The 21,054-nt window shown below is 44.9% G+C and carries 19 protein-coding genes; all 19 read right to left on the reverse strand.

Translation table 11 applies throughout. From position 1 onward, the window contains the following. The 19 genes from ACMQ5W_RS16965 to nifU all read right to left on the reverse strand — a co-directional run bounded on the left by ACMQ5W_RS16965 (position 1) and on the right by nifU (position 21,051). On the reverse strand, positions 1 to 3,759 hold the full coding sequence (locus ACMQ5W_RS16965; protein ID WP_419026193.1) for a phosphoribosylformylglycinamidine synthase: 3,759 nt from the start codon (positions 3,757 to 3,759) through the stop codon (positions 1 to 3). Positions 3,760 to 3,769: 10 nt separating this feature from the next. Next, a complete protein-coding gene (purD, locus tag ACMQ5W_RS16970; RefSeq protein WP_419026194.1) occupies positions 3,770 to 5,038 on the reverse strand; it encodes a phosphoribosylamine--glycine ligase in 1,269 nt (422 codons plus the stop codon). A gap of 236 nt (positions 5,039 to 5,274) precedes the next feature. Beyond that, the gene (locus ACMQ5W_RS16975) at positions 5,275 to 6,459 is read right to left on the reverse strand and encodes a phosphoribosylaminoimidazolecarboxamide formyltransferase (protein WP_419026195.1); all 1,185 of its coding nucleotides are present in this window, start codon (positions 6,457 to 6,459) and stop codon (positions 5,275 to 5,277) included. Between the two features lie 17 nt (positions 6,460 to 6,476). Beyond that, complete coding sequence (locus ACMQ5W_RS16980; protein WP_419026196.1) at positions 6,477 to 7,193, reverse strand: IMP cyclohydrolase; 717 nt, start codon at positions 7,191 to 7,193, stop codon at positions 6,477 to 6,479. A 3-nt stretch (positions 7,194 to 7,196) separates the two neighbouring features. Further along, positions 7,197 to 7,781, reverse strand: a complete 585-nt coding sequence (gene purN / locus ACMQ5W_RS16985) for a phosphoribosylglycinamide formyltransferase (protein WP_419026197.1) — start codon at positions 7,779 to 7,781, stop codon at positions 7,197 to 7,199. Continuing rightward, positions 7,775 to 8,818 (reverse strand): phosphoribosylformylglycinamidine cyclo-ligase, encoded by a 1,044-nt coding sequence (purM, locus tag ACMQ5W_RS16990; protein WP_419026198.1) that lies wholly within the window; start codon positions 8,816 to 8,818, stop codon positions 7,775 to 7,777. The genes purN and purM overlap by 7 nt, the downstream gene beginning before the upstream one ends. Before the next feature lie 2 nt (positions 8,819 to 8,820). After that, entirely contained in the window at positions 8,821 to 10,257 is a 1,437-nt protein-coding gene (gene purF, locus ACMQ5W_RS16995; protein ID WP_148491981.1) for an amidophosphoribosyltransferase, read from the reverse strand. 19 nt (positions 10,258 to 10,276) lie between these two features. After that, the gene (purC, locus tag ACMQ5W_RS17000) at positions 10,277 to 10,993 is read right to left on the reverse strand and encodes a phosphoribosylaminoimidazolesuccinocarboxamide synthase (protein WP_148491980.1); all 717 of its coding nucleotides are present in this window, start codon (positions 10,991 to 10,993) and stop codon (positions 10,277 to 10,279) included. Positions 10,994 to 11,031: 38 nt separating this feature from the next. Continuing rightward, positions 11,032 to 11,526 carry a 5-(carboxyamino)imidazole ribonucleotide mutase gene (gene purE, locus ACMQ5W_RS17005; RefSeq protein WP_419026199.1) on the reverse strand — a complete coding sequence of 165 codons (495 nt, stop codon included), beginning with the start codon at positions 11,524 to 11,526 and terminating at the stop codon, positions 11,032 to 11,034. Positions 11,527 to 11,728: 202 nt separating this feature from the next. Beyond that, entirely contained in the window at positions 11,729 to 12,169 is a 441-nt protein-coding gene (gene ruvX / locus ACMQ5W_RS17010; RefSeq protein ID WP_148491978.1) for a Holliday junction resolvase RuvX, read from the reverse strand. Continuing rightward, positions 12,166 to 12,681, reverse strand: a complete 516-nt coding sequence (locus tag ACMQ5W_RS17015; RefSeq protein ID WP_419026200.1) for a YcxB family protein — start codon at positions 12,679 to 12,681, stop codon at positions 12,166 to 12,168. Before ACMQ5W_RS17015 ends, ruvX begins: the two co-directional genes overlap by 4 nt. A 59-nt stretch (positions 12,682 to 12,740) precedes the next feature. After that, the gene (locus ACMQ5W_RS17020) at positions 12,741 to 12,986 is read right to left on the reverse strand and encodes an IreB family regulatory phosphoprotein (protein ID WP_067541997.1); all 246 of its coding nucleotides are present in this window, start codon (positions 12,984 to 12,986) and stop codon (positions 12,741 to 12,743) included. 33 nt (positions 12,987 to 13,019) lie between these two features. After that, positions 13,020 to 15,638 carry an alanine--tRNA ligase gene (gene alaS, locus ACMQ5W_RS17025; RefSeq protein ID WP_419026201.1) on the reverse strand — a complete coding sequence of 873 codons (2,619 nt, stop codon included), beginning with the start codon at positions 15,636 to 15,638 and terminating at the stop codon, positions 13,020 to 13,022. Positions 15,639 to 15,897: 259 nt separating this feature from the next. After that, positions 15,898 to 16,824, reverse strand: a complete 927-nt coding sequence (locus tag ACMQ5W_RS17030) for a M15 family metallopeptidase (RefSeq protein ID WP_148491975.1) — start codon at positions 16,822 to 16,824, stop codon at positions 15,898 to 15,900. A 2-nt stretch (positions 16,825 to 16,826) separates the two neighbouring features. Further along, a complete protein-coding gene (locus ACMQ5W_RS17035; RefSeq protein WP_419026202.1) occupies positions 16,827 to 18,485 on the reverse strand; it encodes a phospho-sugar mutase in 1,659 nt (552 codons plus the stop codon). Positions 18,486 to 18,556: 71 nt separating this feature from the next. Continuing rightward, complete coding sequence (locus tag ACMQ5W_RS17040) at positions 18,557 to 18,745, reverse strand: hypothetical protein (RefSeq protein ID WP_148491973.1); 189 nt, start codon at positions 18,743 to 18,745, stop codon at positions 18,557 to 18,559. A 49-nt stretch (positions 18,746 to 18,794) separates the two neighbouring features. Beyond that, on the reverse strand, positions 18,795 to 19,397 hold the full coding sequence (locus ACMQ5W_RS17045; protein ID WP_419026203.1) for a class II aldolase/adducin family protein: 603 nt from the start codon (positions 19,395 to 19,397) through the stop codon (positions 18,795 to 18,797). A 138-nt stretch (positions 19,398 to 19,535) separates the two neighbouring features. After that, entirely contained in the window at positions 19,536 to 20,627 is a 1,092-nt protein-coding gene (mnmA, locus tag ACMQ5W_RS17050) for a tRNA 2-thiouridine(34) synthase MnmA (protein ID WP_419026204.1), read from the reverse strand. Beyond that, the gene (gene nifU / locus ACMQ5W_RS17055; RefSeq protein WP_419026205.1) at positions 20,605 to 21,051 is read right to left on the reverse strand and encodes a Fe-S cluster assembly scaffold protein NifU; all 447 of its coding nucleotides are present in this window, start codon (positions 21,049 to 21,051) and stop codon (positions 20,605 to 20,607) included. The genes mnmA and nifU overlap by 23 nt, the downstream gene beginning before the upstream one ends. Positions 21,052 to 21,054 lie beyond the last annotated feature (3 nt).

Raw genomic sequence — 21,054 nt, forward strand, 5'->3', positions numbered from 1 at the left:
CTATTTAAAATACTCTACTGCCGCTTTGAACATACCGATGTCAAAGTTCCCTGGTACATTCTTGTACAGCCCTTCTCCAGTTCTCTCCGCGTGTCCCATCTTTCCGAACACTCTTCCATCTGGGGAAGTAATTCCTTCAATGGCGTAATAGGAACCATTTGGATTGAACTGAATGTCGCTGGTTACATTTCCGTCAAGGTCTACATATTGCGTCGTAATCTGACCGTTCTTTGCCAGCTCCTGAATCAATTCTTCTGAAGCGATGAATCGGCCTTCGCCGTGAGAAATCGGCACCGTGTAAATTTCACCTGGCTTGGTATTGGCCAGCCATGGCGATTTGTTGGATGCGATTCTCGTTCTGATCAGTTTGGACTGGTGACGTCCGATTTCATTGAAAGTCAAAGTCGGGAAGGTTTCATCGATATCCATGATCTTTCCATAAGGCACCAGGCCCAGCTTGATCAAAGCCTGGAATCCATTACAGATACCGACCATCAGTCCTTCTCTGTTATCGAGGAGATCCGTGACTGCCTCTTTGACTTCCTGGTTTCTAAAGAATGCCGTGATAAATTTACCGGAACCATCTGGCTCGTCACCGCCGGAGAATCCTCCTGGTATGAAGATAATCTGCGATTCTCTCACCTTTGCTGCAAAGTCTTCTACAGATTTAGCAACAGCTTCTGCCGTCAAATTATTGATGACAAAGATTTCTGGCTCCGCCCCTGCGTCTCTAAAGGCCTTTGCGGAATCGTACTCACAATTGTTGCCAGGGAATACAGGAATCAAAACTTTCGGTTTCTCTATTTTGACTTTCGCATGTGGTCTCTCGGATGCCTCATAGTTGAAAGTCTCCAGCTTATTCTCCGCAGTTTCGATATTGCAGCTGTAGATCGGTTCTAATTTGCTTTCGTAAACTTTTTCAATCGCTGCAAGGTCGATTCTCTCACTTCCACGGACAATGGCTTTCTCGGCTGTCGTCTTACCCAAGTCGATGATATCCGCGCCTTCCAGCTTAAATCCGAAATAATGCATATCATCGCCGCATTCGGCACCCATTGTTTTCTTCATCACTGCAGTAGAAACTTCTACGACAAAGGCGCCATAAGCGTATCCGAAGATTTTCTCAAGATCCACATCCTCACCGTATGCAAATCCGATCTCATTGCCCATGGCCATCTTCAGCACAGCTTCCGCCACACCGCCGTATCCAGGTGTATAAGCGCTGATGATGGTTCCATCTTCAATCATCTCATGAATCGCTTCATAAATCGCCTTCAGAGATTCTGCCTTCGGCAGCCCTTCTTCGTCGTATTCAGGTATAAACATAAATACATTATTGTCAACTTCTTTAAATTCCGGTGAAATGATATTGCTGACATCGTCTGTGGTCACTGCGAAGGATACCAAAGTCGGCGGCACGTCGATGTCCTCAAAGGTACCGCTCATGGAGTCCTTGCCGCCGATTGCAGCAACACCCAGTTCCTTCTGTGCCTTAAAAGCACCCAATACAGCAGCCATCGGCTTGCCCCATCTCTGCGGATCTTTCATCGGTTTCTCGAAGTATTCCTGGAAGGACAGGTAGATGTCCTCAAAAGATGCACCTGCTGCAATCAATTTTGATACAGATTCTACCACAGCCAGATAGGCGCTGTGGTACGGACTCTTCTCAGCAATGAACGGGTTGTAACCCCAAGACATCAGTGAGCAGGTTGACGTGTGTTCTTTTTCCACAGCGATCAGATTGACCATGGCTTGGTTCGGCGTTCTCTGTTTGATGCCGCCAAAAGGCATCAGCACAGTGCCTGCGCCGATGGTGGAGTCAAAACGCTCCGAAAGTCCCCTCTTTGAGCAGACATTGAGATCGCCTGCCAGGGCCATATATTCATCAGTAAAGTTCCCTGCCGCTTTCTTGGCAAAATCGCCGTGCTTCGGGATTTCGATGTCGATGTGTTTCTCGGCACCGTTGGTGTCGAGGAATTCCCGGGAAATATTTACAATTGCCTTATCGTTCCAGAAAATCTTCAAATAAGGATTTTCCTTCACTTCAGCGACGACAGTAGCTTCCAGATTCTCTGACTCTGCAAGTTTACAGAATTTCTCTACATCCTCTTTGCCGACGACGACAGCCATTCTCTCTTGAGATTCGCTGATAGCAAGTTCCGTACCATCCAAACCGTCATATTTCTTTGGAACCGCGTTAAGGTTGATTTCAAGACCGTCCGCCAGTTCTCCGATGGCAACAGAAACGCCGCCTGCACCGAAGTCGTTGCAGCGTTTAATCAATTTCGAAGCCTGTGGATTTCTAAACAGTCTCTGTAGTTTTCTCTCTTCTGGCGCATTTCCTTTCTGCACTTCTGCCCCACAACTTTCAAGAGATTCCAAAGTGTGAGATTTTGATGAACCGGTTGCACCACCGCAGCCGTCGCGCCCTGTCTTGCCGCCTAAAAGAATAACGATATCGCTGTCCATCGGCCGCTCTCTGCGTACATTCTCTGCTGGAGCCGCCGCGATGACCGCACCGATTTCCATTCTCTTAGCAACATAGCCATCGTGATAGAGTTCATCAACCTGTCCTGTGGCAAGGCCGATCTGGTTTCCGTAGGAACTGTAGCCGTTTGCAGCCGTCGTCACGATCTTCCGCTGGGGAAGCTTGCCCTTCAGTGTCTCTGATACTGGTTTCAGCGGATCTGCTGCACCTGTGACTCTCATGGCAGAATAAACATAACTTCTGCCTGAAAGCGGATCTCTGATGGCACCGCCTACGCAGGTAGCCGCGCCGCCGAAAGGCTCGATTTCCGTCGGATGATTGTGGGTTTCATTCTTGAACAAAAGCAGCCATTGCTGGATTTCACCTTCTACATTTACATCGATCTTTACAGTGCAGGCGTTAATTTCCTCTGACTCGTCCAGCTTTGATAATGCTCCTTTTGATTTCAGGTATTTGGCAGCGATAGTGCCGATATCCATCAGATTAATCGGTTTGGTCCTACCAAGCGCTTGTCTGGTTTTGATGTAATCCTCGTAGGTTGCCTGTACTGCCGGATCTTCAAACTTTACATTGTCGATAGTCGTGTTAAAAGTCGTATGTCTGCAGTGATCAGACCAATAGGTATCGATGACTTTGATTTCCGTAATGGTCGGATCTCTATCTTCTTTTTTGAAATAGTCTTGGCAGAATTTTAAATCAGCCAGATCCATAGCAAGTCCGTAATCTCCCAGGAATGCAGTAAGCTGCTCTTCGTTCATCTGGTTAAAGCCGTCTAAGACTGCCACCTCTGTCGGAATCTCGTAGTCAACCTTGAGGGTATCAAATTCCTCCAGGGCTGCTTCCCTGGCTTCGACTGGGTTGATGACGTATTTTTTAATCTCCGTAAGTTCCTCAGCAGACAGACTGCCACTGAGCATATATACCTTCGCGGTTCTCACAGTCGGTCTTTCCCCTTTTGAAATGATCTGAATACATTCCGCCGCAGAATTGGCTCTCTGGTCAAACTGCCCCGGCAGATATTCCACAGCAAATACGTGATCCGCCATGGAAAAATCCAGGTTTTCAGAAGCAATATCAACTTGGGGTTCAGAAAATACAGTGCCCACAGCATAATCAAAGAGACTCTTATCCAAGTTTTCTACATCGTAACGATTGACAATTCTAAGCTCCTCAAGTCCGTCAATCTGAAGGAGCTTGACAATTTCACTTTTTAAGGAAGCTGCTTCATGAGCAAACTCTCTTTTCTTTTCCACATATATTCTATATACCATGATTTCTCCCTTATTTTTCAAGTGCTGCAAGTGCTTTCTGGCCGATATCTTTTCTATAGTAAGCGTTATTAAAACTTACTTTCTCTACAGATTTGTACGCTTTTTCGATGGCCTCTTTGATATCCCCGCCTCTTTCCGTCACGCCCAAAACACGACCGCCATTGGTCAGAAGCTTTCCATCCTCGGACAGTTTTGCGCCGGCAACATAGACATCCTCCACATCATCAGCGATTTTGATCTCGTAACCTTTTTCGTAGGATTTTGGATATCCCTCGCTGGCCATGACCACGCAGCAAGCCGCATCGTCAGCGAAGTTGACATCGGCCTCATCCAAAGTGCCATCCGCCACATGAATCATGATATCAAAGAGGTCGCTGTCTAAAAGTGGTAAAACGACCTGTGTTTCCGGATCGCCGAATCTGCAGTTGTACTCAATGACTTTTGGTCCATCCTCTGTGAGCATGAGGCCAAAATAGAGGCAGCCAGAGAAGGTTCTGCATTCTCTGTTCATGGCAATCATTGTCGGCAGAAAGATTTCTTCCTCACAGCGAGATGCGATTTCTGCAGTATAATATGGGTTTGGTGCTACCGTTCCCATACCGCCTGTATTGAGACCTTTGTCACCATCCAGTGCACGTTTATGATCCATAGAGGATACCATAGGAATCAATGTTTTTCCATCGGTGAAAGAAAGGACGGAAACCTCCGGTCCTGTGAGGAATTCCTCAATGACCACCACGCTGCCGCTTTCACCGAAGACTTTGTCTTCCATCATATCTTTCACTGCTTTTTTTGCTTCTTCCAGTGTCTCGGCGATGATGACACCTTTGCCCAGGGCAAGTCCATCAGCTTTGACGACCACTGGAATCTTGCAGGTATCCAGATAGCCAAGAGCTTCATCCATGTCGGTGAAAGTTGCATATTCTGCTGTCGGAATGCCGTATTTCTTCATCAGATCTTTAGAAAAAGCCTTGCTGCCCTCGATGATAGCAGCGTCCTTATTTGGTCCGAAGCAAGGAATGCCTTCTGCCTGCAGCAGATCCACAAGACCCAGAACAAGTGGATCATCTGGCGCCACGATGGCGAATTCAATCTTGTTTTCCTTTGCAAATTTGACAATATTTTGCAGGTCTTTGGCTCCGATGTCTACACAGGTCGCATCAGCAGCAATGCCCCCATTTCCCGGCAGTGCATAGATTTCATCGACCTTTGGACTCTTCTTTATTTTTTTGATGATAGCGTGCTCTCTGCCGCCACCGCCAACAACCATTACTTTCATTATGTACCTCCTACTTGACGTCAATTAAACGTTTGATGTGTATATACTTTTTTGCAAAACTAAACAAGTCCGAATTCGGACTAGTTTAGTTTCACCGAATATGTACACATAAACTATCGAGATCAGAACCATTATACGACTAACGCCTTGCCGGCTAATGCCGGGGCGTTAAAGCATAAGGTCTGCCCATCAATTTGCTTTGCAAATTGGGGCCAGAACCATTATACGACTAAATCTTAGTGATGGAACAATCTCATACCAGTGAATACGGTTACCATTCCGTATTTATCACAAACTTCGATGACATTATCATCTCTCACACTGCCGCCAGGTTCAGCGATATAGGAGACGCCGCTCTTCTTTGCTCTTTCAATGTTATCGCCAAATGGGAAGAAAGCATCGCTGCCAAGAGATACGCCACTGATGGAATCCAGATACTCTCTCTGTTCTTCCTTAGTAAATGGTTCTGGTTTTTCTGTAAACAACGTCTGCCATACACCGTCTTTTAAGATATCCTCGTACTCATCTCCCAGATAGACGTCGATGGCATTATCGCGATTTGGTCTGGTTACGTCTTCTCTGAATGGCAGATTAATTACAATATCCGCCTGTCTCAAATGCCAGAAATCAGCCTTGTTCCCTGCCAGTCTGGTGCAGTGGATTCTGGACTGCTGTCCCGCTCCTACGCCGATGGCCTGACCATCCTTAGCATAAGCTACAGAGTTTGACTGTGTATATTTGAGAGTGATCAGAGCGATGATCAAATCTCTCTTCGCGTCTTCAGGCAGTTCCTTGTTGGCAGTAACGATATTCGTCAGCTGGTCCGGGGTTATTTTGTAGTCATTTCTGCCCTGTTCGAAGGTGATGCCAAAGACTTGCTTTGTCTCCTGTTCCATCGGCACAAAATCAGGATCGATTTTAACGATATTATAGTTGCCCTTCTTTTTTGTCTTGAGAATTTCCAAGGCTTCCTCTGTATAATCCGGCGCTATGATACCGTCAGATACTTCTCTCTTGAGAATCGTAGCGGTGACAGCATCACAGGTATCGCTGAGGGCTACCCAGTCGCCGAAGGAGGACATCCTATCTGTTCCTCTCGCCCTCGCATAGGCAGTGGCGATAGGCGAATCGTCCAGCCCTTGGATATCGTCAACAAAGCAGGCTTTCTTTAATGTATCATTCATCGGTACGCCTACAGCCGCAGAAGTAGGGCTCACATGCTTAAAGGATGTCGCTGCCGGCATGCCCAGGCAATCTTTCAGTTCCTTTACCAGCTGCCAGCTGTTAAAAGCATCCAGGAAGTTAATATATCCAGGTCTGCCATTTAAAATTTCCACGGGAAGCTCGCTTCCATCGGCCATATAGATTTTTGCCGGCTTCTGATTGGGATTGCATCCATATTTCAGTTCAAATTCTTTCATGATTTCTACACCTCCAATTATGCGTTCTTGTTGATCATTCTGTTTTCCGCTTTGCCTGTTTCCAGATCTACGTACCTTACATATAAAGAAATTTTATTGTCCTCATCAAGATTTGCCCATATTTCGTTGGCGAATGCATCAATATCATCTGGAATCTCCACTCTCTCCGGTTCGCCGCAGAAAGTCGGAAGCGGATTTCCATCCTGTACATAGGTGTGAATAAAGTGACCGAGGCCGGCCAGTGCAGAGTAATTGTAATAATATCTGTTGCAGGCAGAGCCTGATGCATCAGCACTTTTTAAGATACTCATCTTATAAGTCAGTTCCTGACCAAAGGTGAACATACCGCTGATTCTCGGTGTCCAATTGGGGCCGTCCGGTTCAAAGCATCTGGTGTCCAGCGCCTCTTCAAAAGATTTACCTTTCTGTAAGTGTTCATAAATAGTATCTGTCTGATCGCCGTTGGTCACAATCAGTTTGTCCTCGTGTTTCCTCATCGGATAATAGATAATCAGAGACGGGTCCTCCACCTTTGACGCATCAAAAGGTTTGATCATCACATTTTCTCCTTCTTCAAGGAAAACCCGGTTTCTGCTGTTGTCACTTCTGCCCATGATGAAGTAAGCACTGACAGCTTTTTTTCCGTCTTTGGATCTGCCCAGAACGATGCCTCTTCCTACATAAGAGTTTCCTTTTACGGCAGCTTCCATTGTTTTTATTTCATAAACATTCATTGGTTATTTTTCACCTCTCGCTAATTTTTCACTGATTTCTTCTACGGCCTTCGGAAGCAGCACCCATTCGGCCTGTTCCATAACGCGGCGCTGGAGAATTTCTGGCGTATCTCCCTCCAAGATTTCCACTGCTTTCTGCGCAATAATCTGGCCGCCGTCAGGAATCTCATTGACGTAATGCACCGTCGCTCCGGTCACTTTGACCCCATATTCCAAAGCCTTTTCGTGAACGTGCAGACCATAGCACCCTTTCCCGCAAAAAGAGGGAATCAGAGATGGATGGATATTGATGATTCTATTCTCATAAGCGTTGATAAATGTCGGGCTCAAAATCTTCAGGAACCCGGCCAATACCACCAGCTCGATGCCCTCTTCCCTGAAGATTTGTAGCAGCGCCTCTTCACTGGACATGATAACAGCTTTGATGTCGTTATCCTCTGCCCTCTTCAGAGCGAATGCCTGCGGATTATTCGATGCGACCAGAACAATCTCGCCGCTTTTAATCAATCCGCTGTTCTGCGCGTCAATCAGCGCCTTAAGATTGGTGCCACCGCCGGAGACGAGGACGGCAATCTTTGTCTTTAGCATAGTTCCACGCCTTCCTCAGATTTTACCACACTGCCTAATATGTAAGCGTCTTCGCCGTTTACTTTCAGTATATCAAGAGTTTTTTCCGCATCTTCTTTGGAAACGATAACAGTCATGCCTACGCCCATGTTGAAGGTGTTGAACATATCTCTCTCCGGAATATTGCCTTTCTCTGCAATCAGTTCAAAAATCGGCAGGACTTTGACATTTTCTCTCTTGATTTTTACGCCATAACCCTTTGGCAGACTTCTCGGAATATTCTCGTAGAAACCACCGCCGGTGATGTGGGCTGCCGATTTTACTGTAACCTCTTCAAAAAGTCTCACCATCGGCTTCACATAAATTTTTGTCGGTGTCAGCAGCGTCTCACCTATAGACCTTCCGCCGAGGGCTTCAAGGGGCTTTTTCATATCTTCATGTTCCACATCCAGCACTTTTCTCACCAAGGAAAATCCGTTGGAGTGTACGCCAGAGGATGGTAATCCTATGATGACATCTCCCTCACAAATAGTATCTTTTTTCAATACCTTTGATTTGTCTACGACACCAACAGCAAATCCAGCCAGGTCGTATTCGTCTTCAGGATAGAATCCCGGCATTTCTGCAGTCTCTCCTCCGATCAAAGCTGCCTCGGACTGGATGCAGCCCTCTGCAACGCCCTTCACAATCATCGCGACTTTGTCTGGATAGTTTTTGCCGACTGCAATGTAGTCGAGGAAAAACAGCGGTTTCGCGCCGACGCATATGATATCGTTGACACACATGGCCACACAGTCGATACCAACAGTATCGTGCTTGTCCATCAGGAAGGCCATTTTCAGCTTTGTCCCTACGCCGTCTGTACCACTGACCAGGACCGGTTCTTTGATGTTCTTGATATCCAATTCGAACAGACCGCCAAAGCCGCCAATATCACTCGGAACGCTTCCGAACATCATCGTCTTTGCCACGTGTTCTTTCATCAGTTCAACTGCTTTATATCCTGCTGTAATATCTACGCCGGCCGCTTTGTAGCTTTCGCTGAAACTCTTTTCCATGACTAATTCTCCTCTTTTTCACTAATCTTTTTTTCGAACCTGTTTTTGATTGAGCTGCTTGGCTCCTCTGTCGGATACTCTCCGCTGAAGCATGCGTGACAGTAGCCTTCGCCCGGCGCCTTACCTACAAGCATGTTCAGATGATTTACGTCCAGATAACCCAAGCTTTCTACACCTATAATCTTCTCTATTTCCGGAATAGTATGCTTGCACGCAATCAGGTTCTCTCTGGAGTCGATATCTGTTCCATAATAGCACGGATTGATAAACGGAGGTGCAGATGACCGCATATGTACTTCCGTAGCCCCGGCTTCTCTGAGCAGTTTTACAATTCTGGCGCAAGTTGTACCTCTGACGATAGAGTCGTCTACCAGAACCACTCTTTTCCCCCTCACAGTGTCTGCTACCACGTTGAGTTTGATTCTGACTTTATCCTCTCGCGCTTTTTGACCAGGTGCGATAAAGGTTCTGCCGATGTATTTGTTTTTGATGAATCCGATGCCGTAAGGAATACCCGACTGTCTGGAGTAGCCGATGGCTGCGTCAAGTCCTGAGTCCGGTACGCCGATGACCACATCCGCCTGCACAGGATGTTCCATGGCAAGGCATGCGCCGGCTTTCAGACGCGCTTCATGCACGCTGGTCCCCTCCACTACGGAGTCAGGTCTTGCAAAGTAGATGTATTCGAAGATGCAGAGCTTCTGTGATTGCTTTCCGCAGTGATCTTTGATGGATCTGACACCGTCTTTTTCAAAAACGACGATTTCGCCCGGCTCCACATCTCTGATGTATTTTGCACTGACAGAGTCCAAAGCACAGGTTTCTGACGCAACGATATAAGTTCCGTCTTCCTTTTGGCCGAAGCATAGAGGTCTCATACCCAGTTCATCTCTGACTGCGATCAGCTTGGATGGGGACATGATGACCAGAGAGTAAGCACCTTTCAGCTTGTCCATGGCGGAGTCAATAGCCTCCTCGATGGAATCACTTTTGATTCTCTCCTTGGTGATAATATAGGATATGACTTCCGTATCGCTTGTCGTATGGAAAATGGAGCCTTCTGCTTCCAATTCCTGTCTCAGCTCATATGAGTTGACCAGATTTCCATTGTGAGCAAGTGCCATTCTGCCTTTATGATGATTGACGACGATGGGCTGCGAATTGAGCCTATCGCTTTTTCCCGTAGTTCCATATCTGACGTGGCCGATGGCCATATTGGCTTCCCCCAGCTCCTCCAGAATTTCTGGCGTGAAGACATCATTGACAAGTCCCGCGTCTTTATAGTAATTAAACACGCCGTCATCGTTCACTACGATGCCGCAGCTCTCCTGTCCTCTGTGCTGCAGGGCAAACAAACCATAATATGTGGTGCTGGCTACATTCTGTGTCTCTGTGCCGAAAACGCCAAAAACACCGCATTCTTCTCTTAAACTGCTCATTTTTTCATACTCTCCCGTTTTATTCTCCAAGTAATCTCTTCAATATTTCCTGATATGCGTCTTCTACACCGCCCAAGTCTCTTCTAAATCTGTCTTTATCCAGTTTTTCATGGGTCACTGTATCCCAAAATCTGCAGGTATCAGGAGAAATCTCATCTGCCAAGACGATTGTACCGTCTGCAGTTTTTCCAAACTCCAGCTTAAAATCAATCAGTTCGATATTCGCGTCCTTCAGATAATCAGACAAAATTTCATTTATTTTCAAAGCAAAGCTTTTGATGATAGAAAGCTCTCCTTCTGTGGCGTATTCCATAGCGAGGATATGGTAGTCATTGACCATGGGATCCCCCAGGTCGTCATTCTTGTAACTGAATTCCAAAATCGGACGACCCATCTTGGTGCCTTCTGCAAGACCGAGCCGTTTGGCCAGGGAGCCTGCCGCAATATTTCTCACGATCACCTCAAGAGGTATGATGCTAACTTTTTTTACGAGGGTCTCTTCCTCGTTCAACTCTTCCACAAAGTGTGTAGGAATGCCCTTCTTTTCTAACATCTGCATCAAAAAGTTAGTCACTCTGTTGTTGATGGCGCCTTTTCCCATGATGGTACCCTTTTTCAGACCATTAAAAGCAGTAGCGTCGTCTTTGTAAGATACAATGCAGAGATTTTCGTCTGTCGTACCATAGACCTTCTTGGCTTTTCCCTCATATAGTTCTTCTCTCTTTTCAACGCGCATAAGCTTCACCTCTTTCATATTTTTGCTTCTGTTTTGATTTATTGATTGTATTTTTCCTCAATATTCTTATTCTTAGTCAGAACTTTATCAGCTGCTTCTTTTCTCTGGTTGTCCAATTTCGCGGCAATTTCTTTGTCTTCAATGCCCAGCATCTGAATTGCCAAGAGGGCTGCATTCTGCGCGCCGTCAATAGCAACTGTAGCTACCGGGATGCCTCCAGGCATCTGCACTGTTGAAAGAAGCGCGTCCAGGCCGTCCAAAGTGGATGATTTTACTGGAATGCCAATGACAGGAAGGGTCGTGCTGGCGGCAATGGAACCGGCCAGATGTGCCGCTTTTCCAGCAGCAGCGATAATCGCGCCGAAGCCGTTTGCTCTGGCGTTCTCAGTGAATTTCTTTACTTCTGCTGGTGTTCTATGGGCAGAGTACACGTGAACTTCATAAGGCACGCCGAATTCGTCTAATGTTGTCATTGCTTTTTCTACTACAGGAAGATCGCTATCGCTTCCCATGATGATTCCAATCTTTTTCATATATTTAACCTCCATCATTATATTAAAAAAAACCAAAAGTATATGCAGAATATCATACACAATAAACTTTATCACATATACTTTTGGTGTCAACATTTGTTCAGTAAAATTCGTATTTTCACTTTACTTTTATTTAGTTTTTTGATTAAATTAGGCAAAATTACGAATTATATTTGGGTATATCGATATAATTATTCGTATTTTAATCTTTTTTCTGGGGTAAGCTGTCCAAGTAGCTCTGCATAATCAGAACCGCTGCCTGCTTGTCAATAACCTGCTTTCTTTTCTTGCGGCTGACGTCCGCTTCAATGAGGACTTTTTCGGCCATGACGGTAGTCAGGCGTTCATCCTGCCAGACCACATCGATATTTTTCATCCCTGTGCTTCTCATCTTATTTTCCAGCATCGTACGGAACTCATAGACTTTCTCTGTCTGGATGCTGTCACTTCCGTCCAATTTTTTTGGCAGGCCAATGACGATGGTATCGCAGTCGTATTCTTTGACCAAATCTAAAATTTTCCCAGTGTCTTTTCGTATTCCCACTCTCTCCAGCGTTGTCAATCCTTGGGCAGTAATACCCAGGGCATCACTTAAGGCGACACCTACCGTTTTGTCGCCGACATCAAGAGCTATTTTTCTCATATTTTCACCTCAGCATTCACACATTTTTCTCTCATGAAAGTCACGAATTCTTCCTTTGTTCCCTTTAAAAATCCATTTTTATCAATCAAAAGCACCAGTCCCTTATCCATCGCGATGATAAACAGGTCCTTAGACTGCATCAAAGAACGTATTTCCCTATACTTGATATTGGTCCTGCTCTGTGACAGCGTGTTAACAGCAAGAATGTGATCTTCATAGAAATTATTTATCGTCTCAATGTCCCTGCCGTGGACCTGGCGATTTTTCCTTGCTGCAAAAGATGCCAATCGAACAGGCGTTCCCACCAATCTGTAGACCACGAATAAAAAGGCGGCCGCTGCTACAGCCGTAAATGGATACCAGCCTTTCATGACTGTAAGGATGCCTGCAGCGATGACGATAATAAGTGCAGCATAGCAAGTGTTCACGAAACTCTTATTCAGAGTTGTCCGTTTAAGCTGTAAGTAATATTGATAGGTATACGTGCATTTGTTCTCAAATAGTGTAGTCATTTCCTGCCTTCCTAAAAAAACGGCAGGTTAAAACAAATCGCCTGCCGTTCATTTCTATTCTATTTTTTTAGATAATCCTTTAGAATTTCTTCTACCAAGTCGTCTCTGTCAATGCGGCTGATCATCATTCTCGCATTATTGTGACTTGTAATGTATGACGGGTCGCCTGAAAGAATGTATCCAACCATTTGATCAATTCCGTTGTACCCTCTTTCCTCCAAAGCGGCGTAAACAGCCTCCAGGATTTCTTTCGTAGTTTTCTGTTGAGTTTTCGCTGCGTCAAACATAATTGTTTTTCTTTCCATGATAACGACCTCCTTTTTCCTAACTATAGTATACTATGATAAAAGTTCTTCTGCAACCTTAAATGCATCAGGAATTTTTGACGAATCTTTTGCTCCTGCCTGGGCCATATCGGCTTTTCCGCCGCCACCGCCGCCGCAAGCCGCTGCAATCTGTTTTATCATCTTCCCTGCATGGAGACCTCGATCTAATAAATCATCCGTAATGGATACCAAGAACGTGACCTTTGATCCATTGACTGTAGCGAAGACCATGACGATGCTTTTGTATGAGGCTTTGATATCGTCGGAGAGATTTCGCAGATCATTGATATTATAATCCTTAAACTCCTTTGTCACAAGCTTGACATCGCCGACATCTTTCGCATTTTTGACCATATCGTCAACTTCAGACCCCATAGCAGCTTTCTTAAAGTCTTCCAATTCCTTTTTCGTCTCTTTCAACTCTTCCATCACAGAAATTGTCTTTTGAACCACAGCAGAAGGGTTGGATTTGAGCGCTGCTGCAATTTGTCTGACGGTTTCTTCTGCTTCAATCGTCTTCAGCAGAACGCCTGTTCCCGTTACAGCTTCAATTCTGCGCACGCCGGATGCCACGCCAGATTCACTGACAATCTTTAAGGCACCGATTTGACCGGTGTTTGCCACATGGGTTCCTCCGCAGAGCTCCACACTCCAGTCGCCGCAGCTGACTACACGAACCTCTTCCCCATATTTCTCACCAAAGAGAGCCATAGCACCCATCTCCTGGGCATGCTTCATAGAGGTTTCACAAATATCAACTGGTAAAAACTCCGTAATCTTCTGGTTTACCAATTCTTCTACTTGTTCCAGTTGTTCCGGTGTAACTCCCTCAAAATGAGTGAAGTCAAATCTAAGCATATTCTCATTGACGCTGGAACCAGCCTGCTCTACATGAGAACCAACCACATCCCGCAGAGCTTTCTGCAGAAGATGTGTCGCTGTATGGTTTCGTGCTGTGGCATGTCTCTTGAAGAGGTTGACGCCGCACTGCACCTTATCCCCTTTTTGCAGAGTTCCCTTTTCTACCAAAATTCTATGAGCATAAACGCCATGGGATTTTTCTACAGAGATCACCTTTGCGTGACAGCCATTGGTAGACATAAAACCATTATCGGAGGCCTGACCGCCGCCTTCTGCATAAAATGGCGTCTTATCAAGGTAAACTGTGGCATTTTGATAAACATCCACTTTGTCTGTCAATGCGCCATCAACGTCGATTGCTAAAATTTCAGCCTCATCGTCTAATTTGTCATATCCGGTAAAAATGGTTTCTGGAACGTCTACTGCAGTTACTGCGTCCTTCCATCCCTCTTCATCAGCAGATTTTCGGCCGGCTCTAGCCATCTCCTTCTGCTTCTGCATATTTTGGTTAAAACCATCTACATCGGCACTGCAGCCTTCCTCTTGTAAAATTTCTTCCGTTAGTTCAAGAGGGAAACCAAAAGTATCATAAAGTTTGAAAACTTTTTCCCCTTCTAAAACTGATTTTCCTTCTTTTTTCAGTTCCTCCACATATTCGTGAATGATGGAAGTTCCCTGGTCGATGGTAGCTGCAAATTTCTCTTCTTCTACGGAGATAATTTTCTGAATGTACGCTCTCTTTTCTTCCAGTTCTGGATAAGCGCCGGCGGATACTTCGATTACTTTATCAGACAATTCCACGAGGAATTTGCCATCAATGCCGAGGATTCTGCCATGTCTCGCCGCACGTCTGATTAATCTGCGCAGCACATAGCCGCGTCCTTCGTTGGAGGGGATGATTCCGTCAGCAATCATGAAAACCATGGATCTCAAATGGTCAGTGATGATTCTGATAGAAACGTCCGTCTTCGCGGCACCATCCTCATACTTTACACCTGACATTTCTACCACACCATCGAGAATATGCCTGATCGTATCCACATCAAAGATGGAATCTACGCCTTGCATGATGCAGGCCATTCTTTCTAATCCCATACCAGTATCAATATTCGGATGCTCTAATGGCGTATAGCTGCCGTCCTCTTCTTTGGAAAACTGCGTAAACACGTGATTCCAAAACTCCAGGTATCTGTCACAGTCACATCCCGGCTTGCAATCAGGTTTTCCGCAGCCGTATTCTGGTCCTCTGTCAAAATATATTTCGGAACATGGACCACACGGTCCCAGTCCGATTTCCCAAAAGTTATCTTCTTTGCCCAGTCTCACAATCCGCTCTTCTGGCACGCCGATTTTCTTCCAAATTTCTACAGCCTCGTCATCGTCGTAATAAACCGTCGCCCAGATCTTGTCCTCTGGCATTTTCAAGCATTGGGTGATAAATTCCCAGCCCCACCTCAGTGATTCCTCTTTGAAATAATCTCCAAAGGAAAAGTTTCCTAACATTTCAAAAAAAGTACCATGTCTGGACGTAATGCCGACATTGTCTATATCTCCTGTTCTGATGCACTTCTGGCAGGTGGTCATCCTCTTTGCCGGTGGGGTTTCCAACCCTGCAAAATAAGGTTTCAGCGGAGCCATACCCGAGTTGATAATCAACAGTGATTTGTCGTTCTGGGGAATCAATGAAGCACTCTTCGCAGGATAATGCTCTTTGTCCATGTAGAATTCCCTGAACATCTGTCTGATTTGGTTTAAACCTAATTTTTCCATTTCTATCTTTCCTCCTAATGAAGTTACCCTCATTTACATGTGAATCCGTCTCCCAGTAAATAAGCGGGAACTTCTTATACGACGTGTTCCAAGCCAGCTGAAGCTGGGGAACACCAGCATAAATTCTATCAGCAGCACAACGAAATTTGCCGGACAGAATGTGATGCTTTTACGCCCCAGCCTTAGCTGGCTTAGCGTTATCTATCATTCATTTCGCAATAATCATTAATTTTATCATAAATCCTCAAACTTGTCCATTTCAATACCCTAAATATTCTTCCAGAGTGATGTTTTGTTCATATATTTCTCTGGCGGCTTTCTTGCCTACATACCGGATGTGCCAAGGCTCATATGCATATCCGGTAATCGCCTCGGTATTCTTACCATATCTGACGATAAATCCGTATTGATACGCATTCTTATCAAGCCACCTGCCTTCTGCCGTCTCACCGAAGCTCTCCACCAGATCCCAGGCTAAATCCTGACAAGAAACGTCCAGGGCATACCCCGTCTGATGCTCGCTTCTGCCTGGTTTAGCGCTAGTTCGCAACGCCTGCTTCACACCGTCTGTTTTGCACCAGTAGTCGAACAAGGAAGCCTGTAAGTCATAATCTCTATAGGCAGAAATGACTTTAATGTCAAAGCCTGCCTTACGCGCATCACGATAGAGCTTCTCATAGGCGTCTCTGACCTCCTCTTTGGCTTCTATATTCACGATTGCCAGACTGCCCAGAGAAATCAGTTTTGACGGCACATAGCTGTCACTCAGCCAGTTTTTCTTATTGACTAGCATCAGGGCATCTTCGGGATCTTTTTCTAAGGCCTTCTTCACCTGAACCTCGGCTGCCCCCGACTTATCGCCATATGATTTCTCTCCGTTCTTTAGCGTGTAGCTGCATACCTTGTAATAAAGTTTCTGACCGACTTTTCTGTTCGTGTCTGTATACTGACGCGCATCACCATCACAGGTCTTTATCAGTTCATAGGTTCCCTCTTTTGTATTGGACCGATATACGGCATATCCGTCAACATCCTTCATTGCCTCCCACCTGATAGAGACTTGTCCCGATCCGTCAAAAGAATGGACCTTGACTGCTGGAGGTGAAGCAGTGCGATGCAGCAGAATGCCGCAGAGAACAAGAATACAGATGAGCACAGGCAGAATGATAATCAGCGTTTTTTTCATAATTATATCTCCTTATAAGTTTCGACGATGTTTTCGATAGCTTTTTCCAATTTTGTGTTGTTTTCTGTTTCAAAGAGATAAACCTTAATCTTTGCCTCTGTGCCTGAAGGTCTTATGATAAATCTGGCGCCGCCTTCAAGGATAAATTCCACAACATCCGCCTTTGGCAGACCTGTGGCTTTCATATAGTCCTTCTTCTTGAGAATTCTCCTGCCACCGATGGACTCATCAATTTCTCTCCTGAAATGGTTCATCAAAGATTTCATGGCCATTGCGCCATAAGGTCCTTCGAAAAAATAATTTCTGGTCTTATCTCTGCAGGTGCCAAACTCCTCATATATCTCCAGAAGACGCTCTATGAGATTTTTCCCCTGCGCCTTATGATAAGCTGCCATTTCTACCGCAATCATTGCTGAACTGACACCGTCTTTGTCTCTGATAAAGGGGTCGACCAGATATCCATTGCTCTCTTCAAAACCGAAAAAGTAGGCTTCCTCTTGTCCCTGATCTGACAGCGCCGTGATCAGTTCCCCAATATATTTAAACCCAGTCAAAGTGTTGATGACCTGAAGGCCATATTTTTCTGCCATTTTTTCAATTAACGGTGTAGAGACAATACTCTTAATGACTACTTGTCCTGGCAGAGGCTTGCGCATCTGGCAGAGATAGTCGAAGATCAAAATTCCCAGTTGATTTCCTGTTAAAAGGACTTTCATATCATCATAGAGAAGGCAGAGACCGACTCTGTCGCTGTCAGGGTCTGTCGCGATAATCACGTCTCCTCCAATTTGATCTAGAATTTTGAAACTTTCCGTATATGCGGTGATTTTCTCTGGGTTCGGCGTAGGACAAGTAGCGAAATTCTCATCAGGATTTTCCTGTGCGGGTACCATTGTCAAATTTTCAAAACCGATGTCAGATAACACCTGACGCACATAACGGTTGCCCGCTCCATTTAATGGGGTATAGACGACAGATAACTTGTTGAGTATATCCCTTTGACTTGACAAAAGAGAAAATGAAGCAATTTTCGCAATAAAATCATCACACACCTGCTGATCTACGCAGCTGATTCCTTCCTCACTTACCTTGATGCCCTCAAAATAATCCAGTTGGTCGATGGCCTCTGATATCTGCTCCGCTTCCTCTCCAACAATTTGATATCCATTTTGATTATATACCTTGTATCCGTTAAAAATCTTCGGATTATGACTGGCTGTAATCATGATGCCCATGCTGCAGTGCAGCCTGCCAATGGCATAGGAGAGCAATGATACCGGCGCAATCTCGGGAAAGAGAAAGACCTCTATGTCGTTTCCTCTGAGTGTCCTAGCTGTTTCCAACGCAAAGACCTTGGATTTTTTTCTGCTGTCATAGGCGATGACGATAGAAGGTTTTTTACAGTGCGCATTGAGATAATCCGCTAACCCCTGCGTAGTCCTCCTCACCACATATTCGTTCATTCTATTCGTACCCGCACCGATAATGCCTCTGATGCCTGATGTGCCAAATCGCAAATCGGTATAAAAGGAATCGATCCGCTCTTCTTCATTGTCAGCCAGTTGTTTTAACTCCTGCTGCAGTTGTATATCGCCCTCGGACTTTTCAAGCCATCGTCTGTATTCACTATTTGCATATTCTCTGATTTCATTTTTATTCATATGGTTAGTATACCATAAAAAATGAAATACAAAAAACAAAAATAGCGCATACGCGCTATTTTGCATCAAACTTAGAATGTGTCTTTGATGGTACCGGCCATGCGTGACATATCATGGCGCACATCTCCCATATCTTCAACTGTACGCTTTACATCCCTAGAGATTTTTTGCTTATCAGTCGGGGACATCCATTTATAAGCACAAAACCCTGCAGTACCTGCAGCTGCCAGCATCACCGCATCTTTGATAATTTTGTTCATTAACCACACCTCCATCATAATTTGATATGACTTAGTATGTCTGATCCATTCAAAGATTATTCTCGTTCAACATGCTGGATAAAAGGGCAACTTTTGCCACTTCTTCGACATATTTTGCTTTCAGGATCGTTTCGGCGATGGCTTCTCCCATGACGATGACGCCATGTTTTTCTAAAATCAACACATCGCTGTTGTCTGAAATCCCTGCTGCCACCTTTTCGGCCAGTTCTGCGCTTCCAGGTTTACCATAACCTATTACCGTCGTATTATCGTTATAGAATACGGATTCTGTGACGACAGGTGGTATTTCCAGCCCTTTTACGGCAAAAGCTGTTGCATAAGTGGAGTGAGTATGCACTACGGAGTGCACATCGCCTCTGTTTCTATAACATGCGATATGCATGGGCAGTTCACTGGAGGGTTTATTGTTGTTAGGATTATCCAAAATATTCCCCTCGAAGTCGCAGACTACCAGGTCTGCCAATACAAGCCTTGCTTTAGAAATAGCCGATGGAGTGATGATAATATATTGTTCCTTTCGGTTGATAACGCTCAGATTTCCAGTCTTATGTCTGCAGAGCCCTGAAAGTTCTACTTCTTTTGAGGCCTTCAAAAGCTGCTCTTTTAGGCTCAGCAAAATGATGCTGTTCATGATTTATCCCCTCTCAATCTTTTAAATATCATTTTCGTTTACATAATGCAAACTGTTAACCTATTATAATGACAAGATTTAAGATATGCAATATGATTTGAGGACTATTTTCATAAACTTTAGTACTAATTCCTTACTTTACTTGGGGCTGCACGCAGATTCGATAAAACCGCCGCCGATGACATAATCCTCTTTGTAGAATACAATCGATTGGCCTGGCGTAGCTGCACGCTGGGGTTCATCAAATACAGTTAGAATTTTGCCATCTGGCAGTTGACGCACCGTTGCTGGAGCCGGTTTTGCGGCATAACGGATCTTTGCTGTCACACGAATCTCATCGCCGAACTCCTCCGGAAGATTCTCCTGAGCGTTTGCCGCAAAAAAGTTTTCTGTAGAGATCACGCCCCGTTTGAATAAATCCTCATTATCTCCCAATGTAACCTGGTTCTTTTCCGAATCAATGGAGGTTACGAAGACTGGTTTGCCAAAGGTAATACCTAGTCCCTTACGCTGGCCAATCGTATAATGAACCAGACCTCGATGCTCGCCCAGAATATTGCCGTCAGAATCGACAAAATTCCCTTTTTTTGCCTCCAAGCATCTTCCTTTGATATAAGTCACATAATTTTCTTTTTCTTCATCAATAAAACAGATTTCCTGGCTGTCGGCGGTCTCTGCATTAGGCAAATCGTGACTTCTGGCAATATTCCTAGTCTTTTCTTTATCGTCAAAGTCTCCTAGAGGCAGTATCAGCCTGGACAACACCTCTTGGCCAAGCCTGTACATCATATAAGACTGATCCTTCTTTTGATTTGCGCCCCTTCTGATAAAGTATAAATTGTTTACCTCGTCATGAAAAATTCTGGCATAATGTCCTGTCGCAATATAGTATGCCCCTTTTTCCTCGGCCACCTGCAGCAATTTCTTAAATTTGATGTTAGGATTGCAGACAACACACGGATTGGGTGTCCGCCCTTGCATATATTCCGTGCAGAAGTTATTTATCACAGTCTTGTCAAATTCGTCAGAAACATTCATTTTGACAAAATCAATCTCCAGTTTTTGAGCCAGCCGTTCTGCTGCTTCTGCACCTTTTTCGTTCGTACCGAGCACGTCAAAATAAAAACCGATGACGGTGAGCCCTTTTTCTTTCAATAGCAAAGCAGCGGTAGTGCTGTCCACTCCGCCGCTTAAACCTAATACAACTTTATTCGCAGGTAATTTGTTCATGATCGTCCTCATCTGCATCAGGGTCAAATCCTTCCAGACCCTCATAAGTCTTACCATTTTTCTGTGCGTAATCATAAATGGCTGATTTTATCGCATGGTCGGCAAGAACAGAACAATGTACTTTCACTGCCGGAAGTCCGCCTAATTCCTCAATAATCTGCTTATTGCTGATCGCCAGTGCCTCATCTATAGATTTTCCGATAATCATAGATGTAGCCATGCTGGAAGATGCAATGGCACTGCCACACCCAAAAGTTTTAAATTTTGCATCAGTAATAATATCATCTTTTACCTTGATCTGAATCTGCATCATATCTCCACAGACAGGGCTGCCATATGTGCCAGTTCCATCAGGATTTTCAAGATCTCCTACGTTTCTTGGATTCATGAAATGATCCATCACTGTATCGTTATATAAACCCATTTT

Origin of the sequence: Emergencia sp., from assembly GCF_048465375.1 — a bacterium.
Taxonomy (GTDB): Bacteria; Bacillota; Clostridia; order Peptostreptococcales; family Anaerovoracaceae; genus Senimuribacter.

Bases quoted from the DNA above. Each gene is read 5' to 3' on its own strand.
- ACMQ5W_RS17035 (WP_419026202.1), bottom strand. From the start codon at position 18,485: ATGAATAAAAATGAAATCAGAGAATATGCAAATAGTGAATACAGACGA.
- purD (WP_419026194.1), bottom strand. From the start codon at position 5,038: ATGAAAGTAATGGTTGTTGGCGGTGGCGGCAGAGAGCACGCTATCATC.
- purN (WP_419026197.1), bottom strand. From the start codon at position 7,781: ATGCTAAAGACAAAGATTGCCGTCCTCGTCTCCGGCGGTGGCACCAAT.
- ACMQ5W_RS17015 (WP_419026200.1), bottom strand. From the start codon at position 12,681: ATGACTACACTATTTGAGAACAAATGCACGTATACCTATCAATATTAC.
- alaS (WP_419026201.1), bottom strand. From the start codon at position 15,638: ATGGAAAAATTAGGTTTAAACCAAATCAGACAGATGTTCAGGGAATTC.
- purF (WP_148491981.1), bottom strand. From the start codon at position 10,257: ATGAGCAGTTTAAGAGAAGAATGCGGTGTTTTTGGCGTTTTCGGCACA.
- ACMQ5W_RS17020 (WP_067541997.1), bottom strand. From the start codon at position 12,986: ATGGAAAGAAAAACAATTATGTTTGACGCAGCGAAAACTCAACAGAAA.
- mnmA (WP_419026204.1), bottom strand. From the start codon at position 20,627: ATGAACAAATTACCTGCGAATAAAGTTGTATTAGGTTTAAGCGGCGGA.
- purE (WP_419026199.1), bottom strand. From the start codon at position 11,526: ATGAAAAAGATTGGAATCATCATGGGAAGCGATAGCGATCTTCCTGTA.
- ruvX (WP_148491978.1), bottom strand. From the start codon at position 12,169: ATGAGAAAAATAGCTCTTGATGTCGGCGACAAAACGGTAGGTGTCGCC.
- ACMQ5W_RS17040 (WP_148491973.1), bottom strand. From the start codon at position 18,745: ATGAACAAAATTATCAAAGATGCGGTGATGCTGGCAGCTGCAGGTACT.
- ACMQ5W_RS16980 (WP_419026196.1), bottom strand. From the start codon at position 7,193: ATGAATGTTTATGAAATAAAAACAATGGAAGCTGCCGTAAAAGGAAAC.
- ACMQ5W_RS17030 (WP_148491975.1), bottom strand. From the start codon at position 16,824: ATGAAAAAAACGCTGATTATCATTCTGCCTGTGCTCATCTGTATTCTT.
- ACMQ5W_RS16965 (WP_419026193.1), bottom strand. From the start codon at position 3,759: ATGGTATATAGAATATATGTGGAAAAGAAAAGAGAGTTTGCTCATGAA.
- ACMQ5W_RS16975 (WP_419026195.1), bottom strand. From the start codon at position 6,459: ATGAAAGAATTTGAACTGAAATATGGATGCAATCCCAATCAGAAGCCG.
- ACMQ5W_RS17045 (WP_419026203.1), bottom strand. From the start codon at position 19,397: ATGAACAGCATCATTTTGCTGAGCCTAAAAGAGCAGCTTTTGAAGGCC.
- nifU (WP_419026205.1), bottom strand. From the start codon at position 21,051: ATGGGTTTATATAACGATACAGTGATGGATCATTTCATGAATCCAAGA.
- purC (WP_148491980.1), bottom strand. From the start codon at position 10,993: ATGCGCGTTGAAAAGAGAGAAGAACTATATGAGGGAAAAGCCAAGAAG.
- purM (WP_419026198.1), bottom strand. From the start codon at position 8,818: ATGGAAAAGAGTTTCAGCGAAAGCTACAAAGCGGCCGGCGTAGATATT.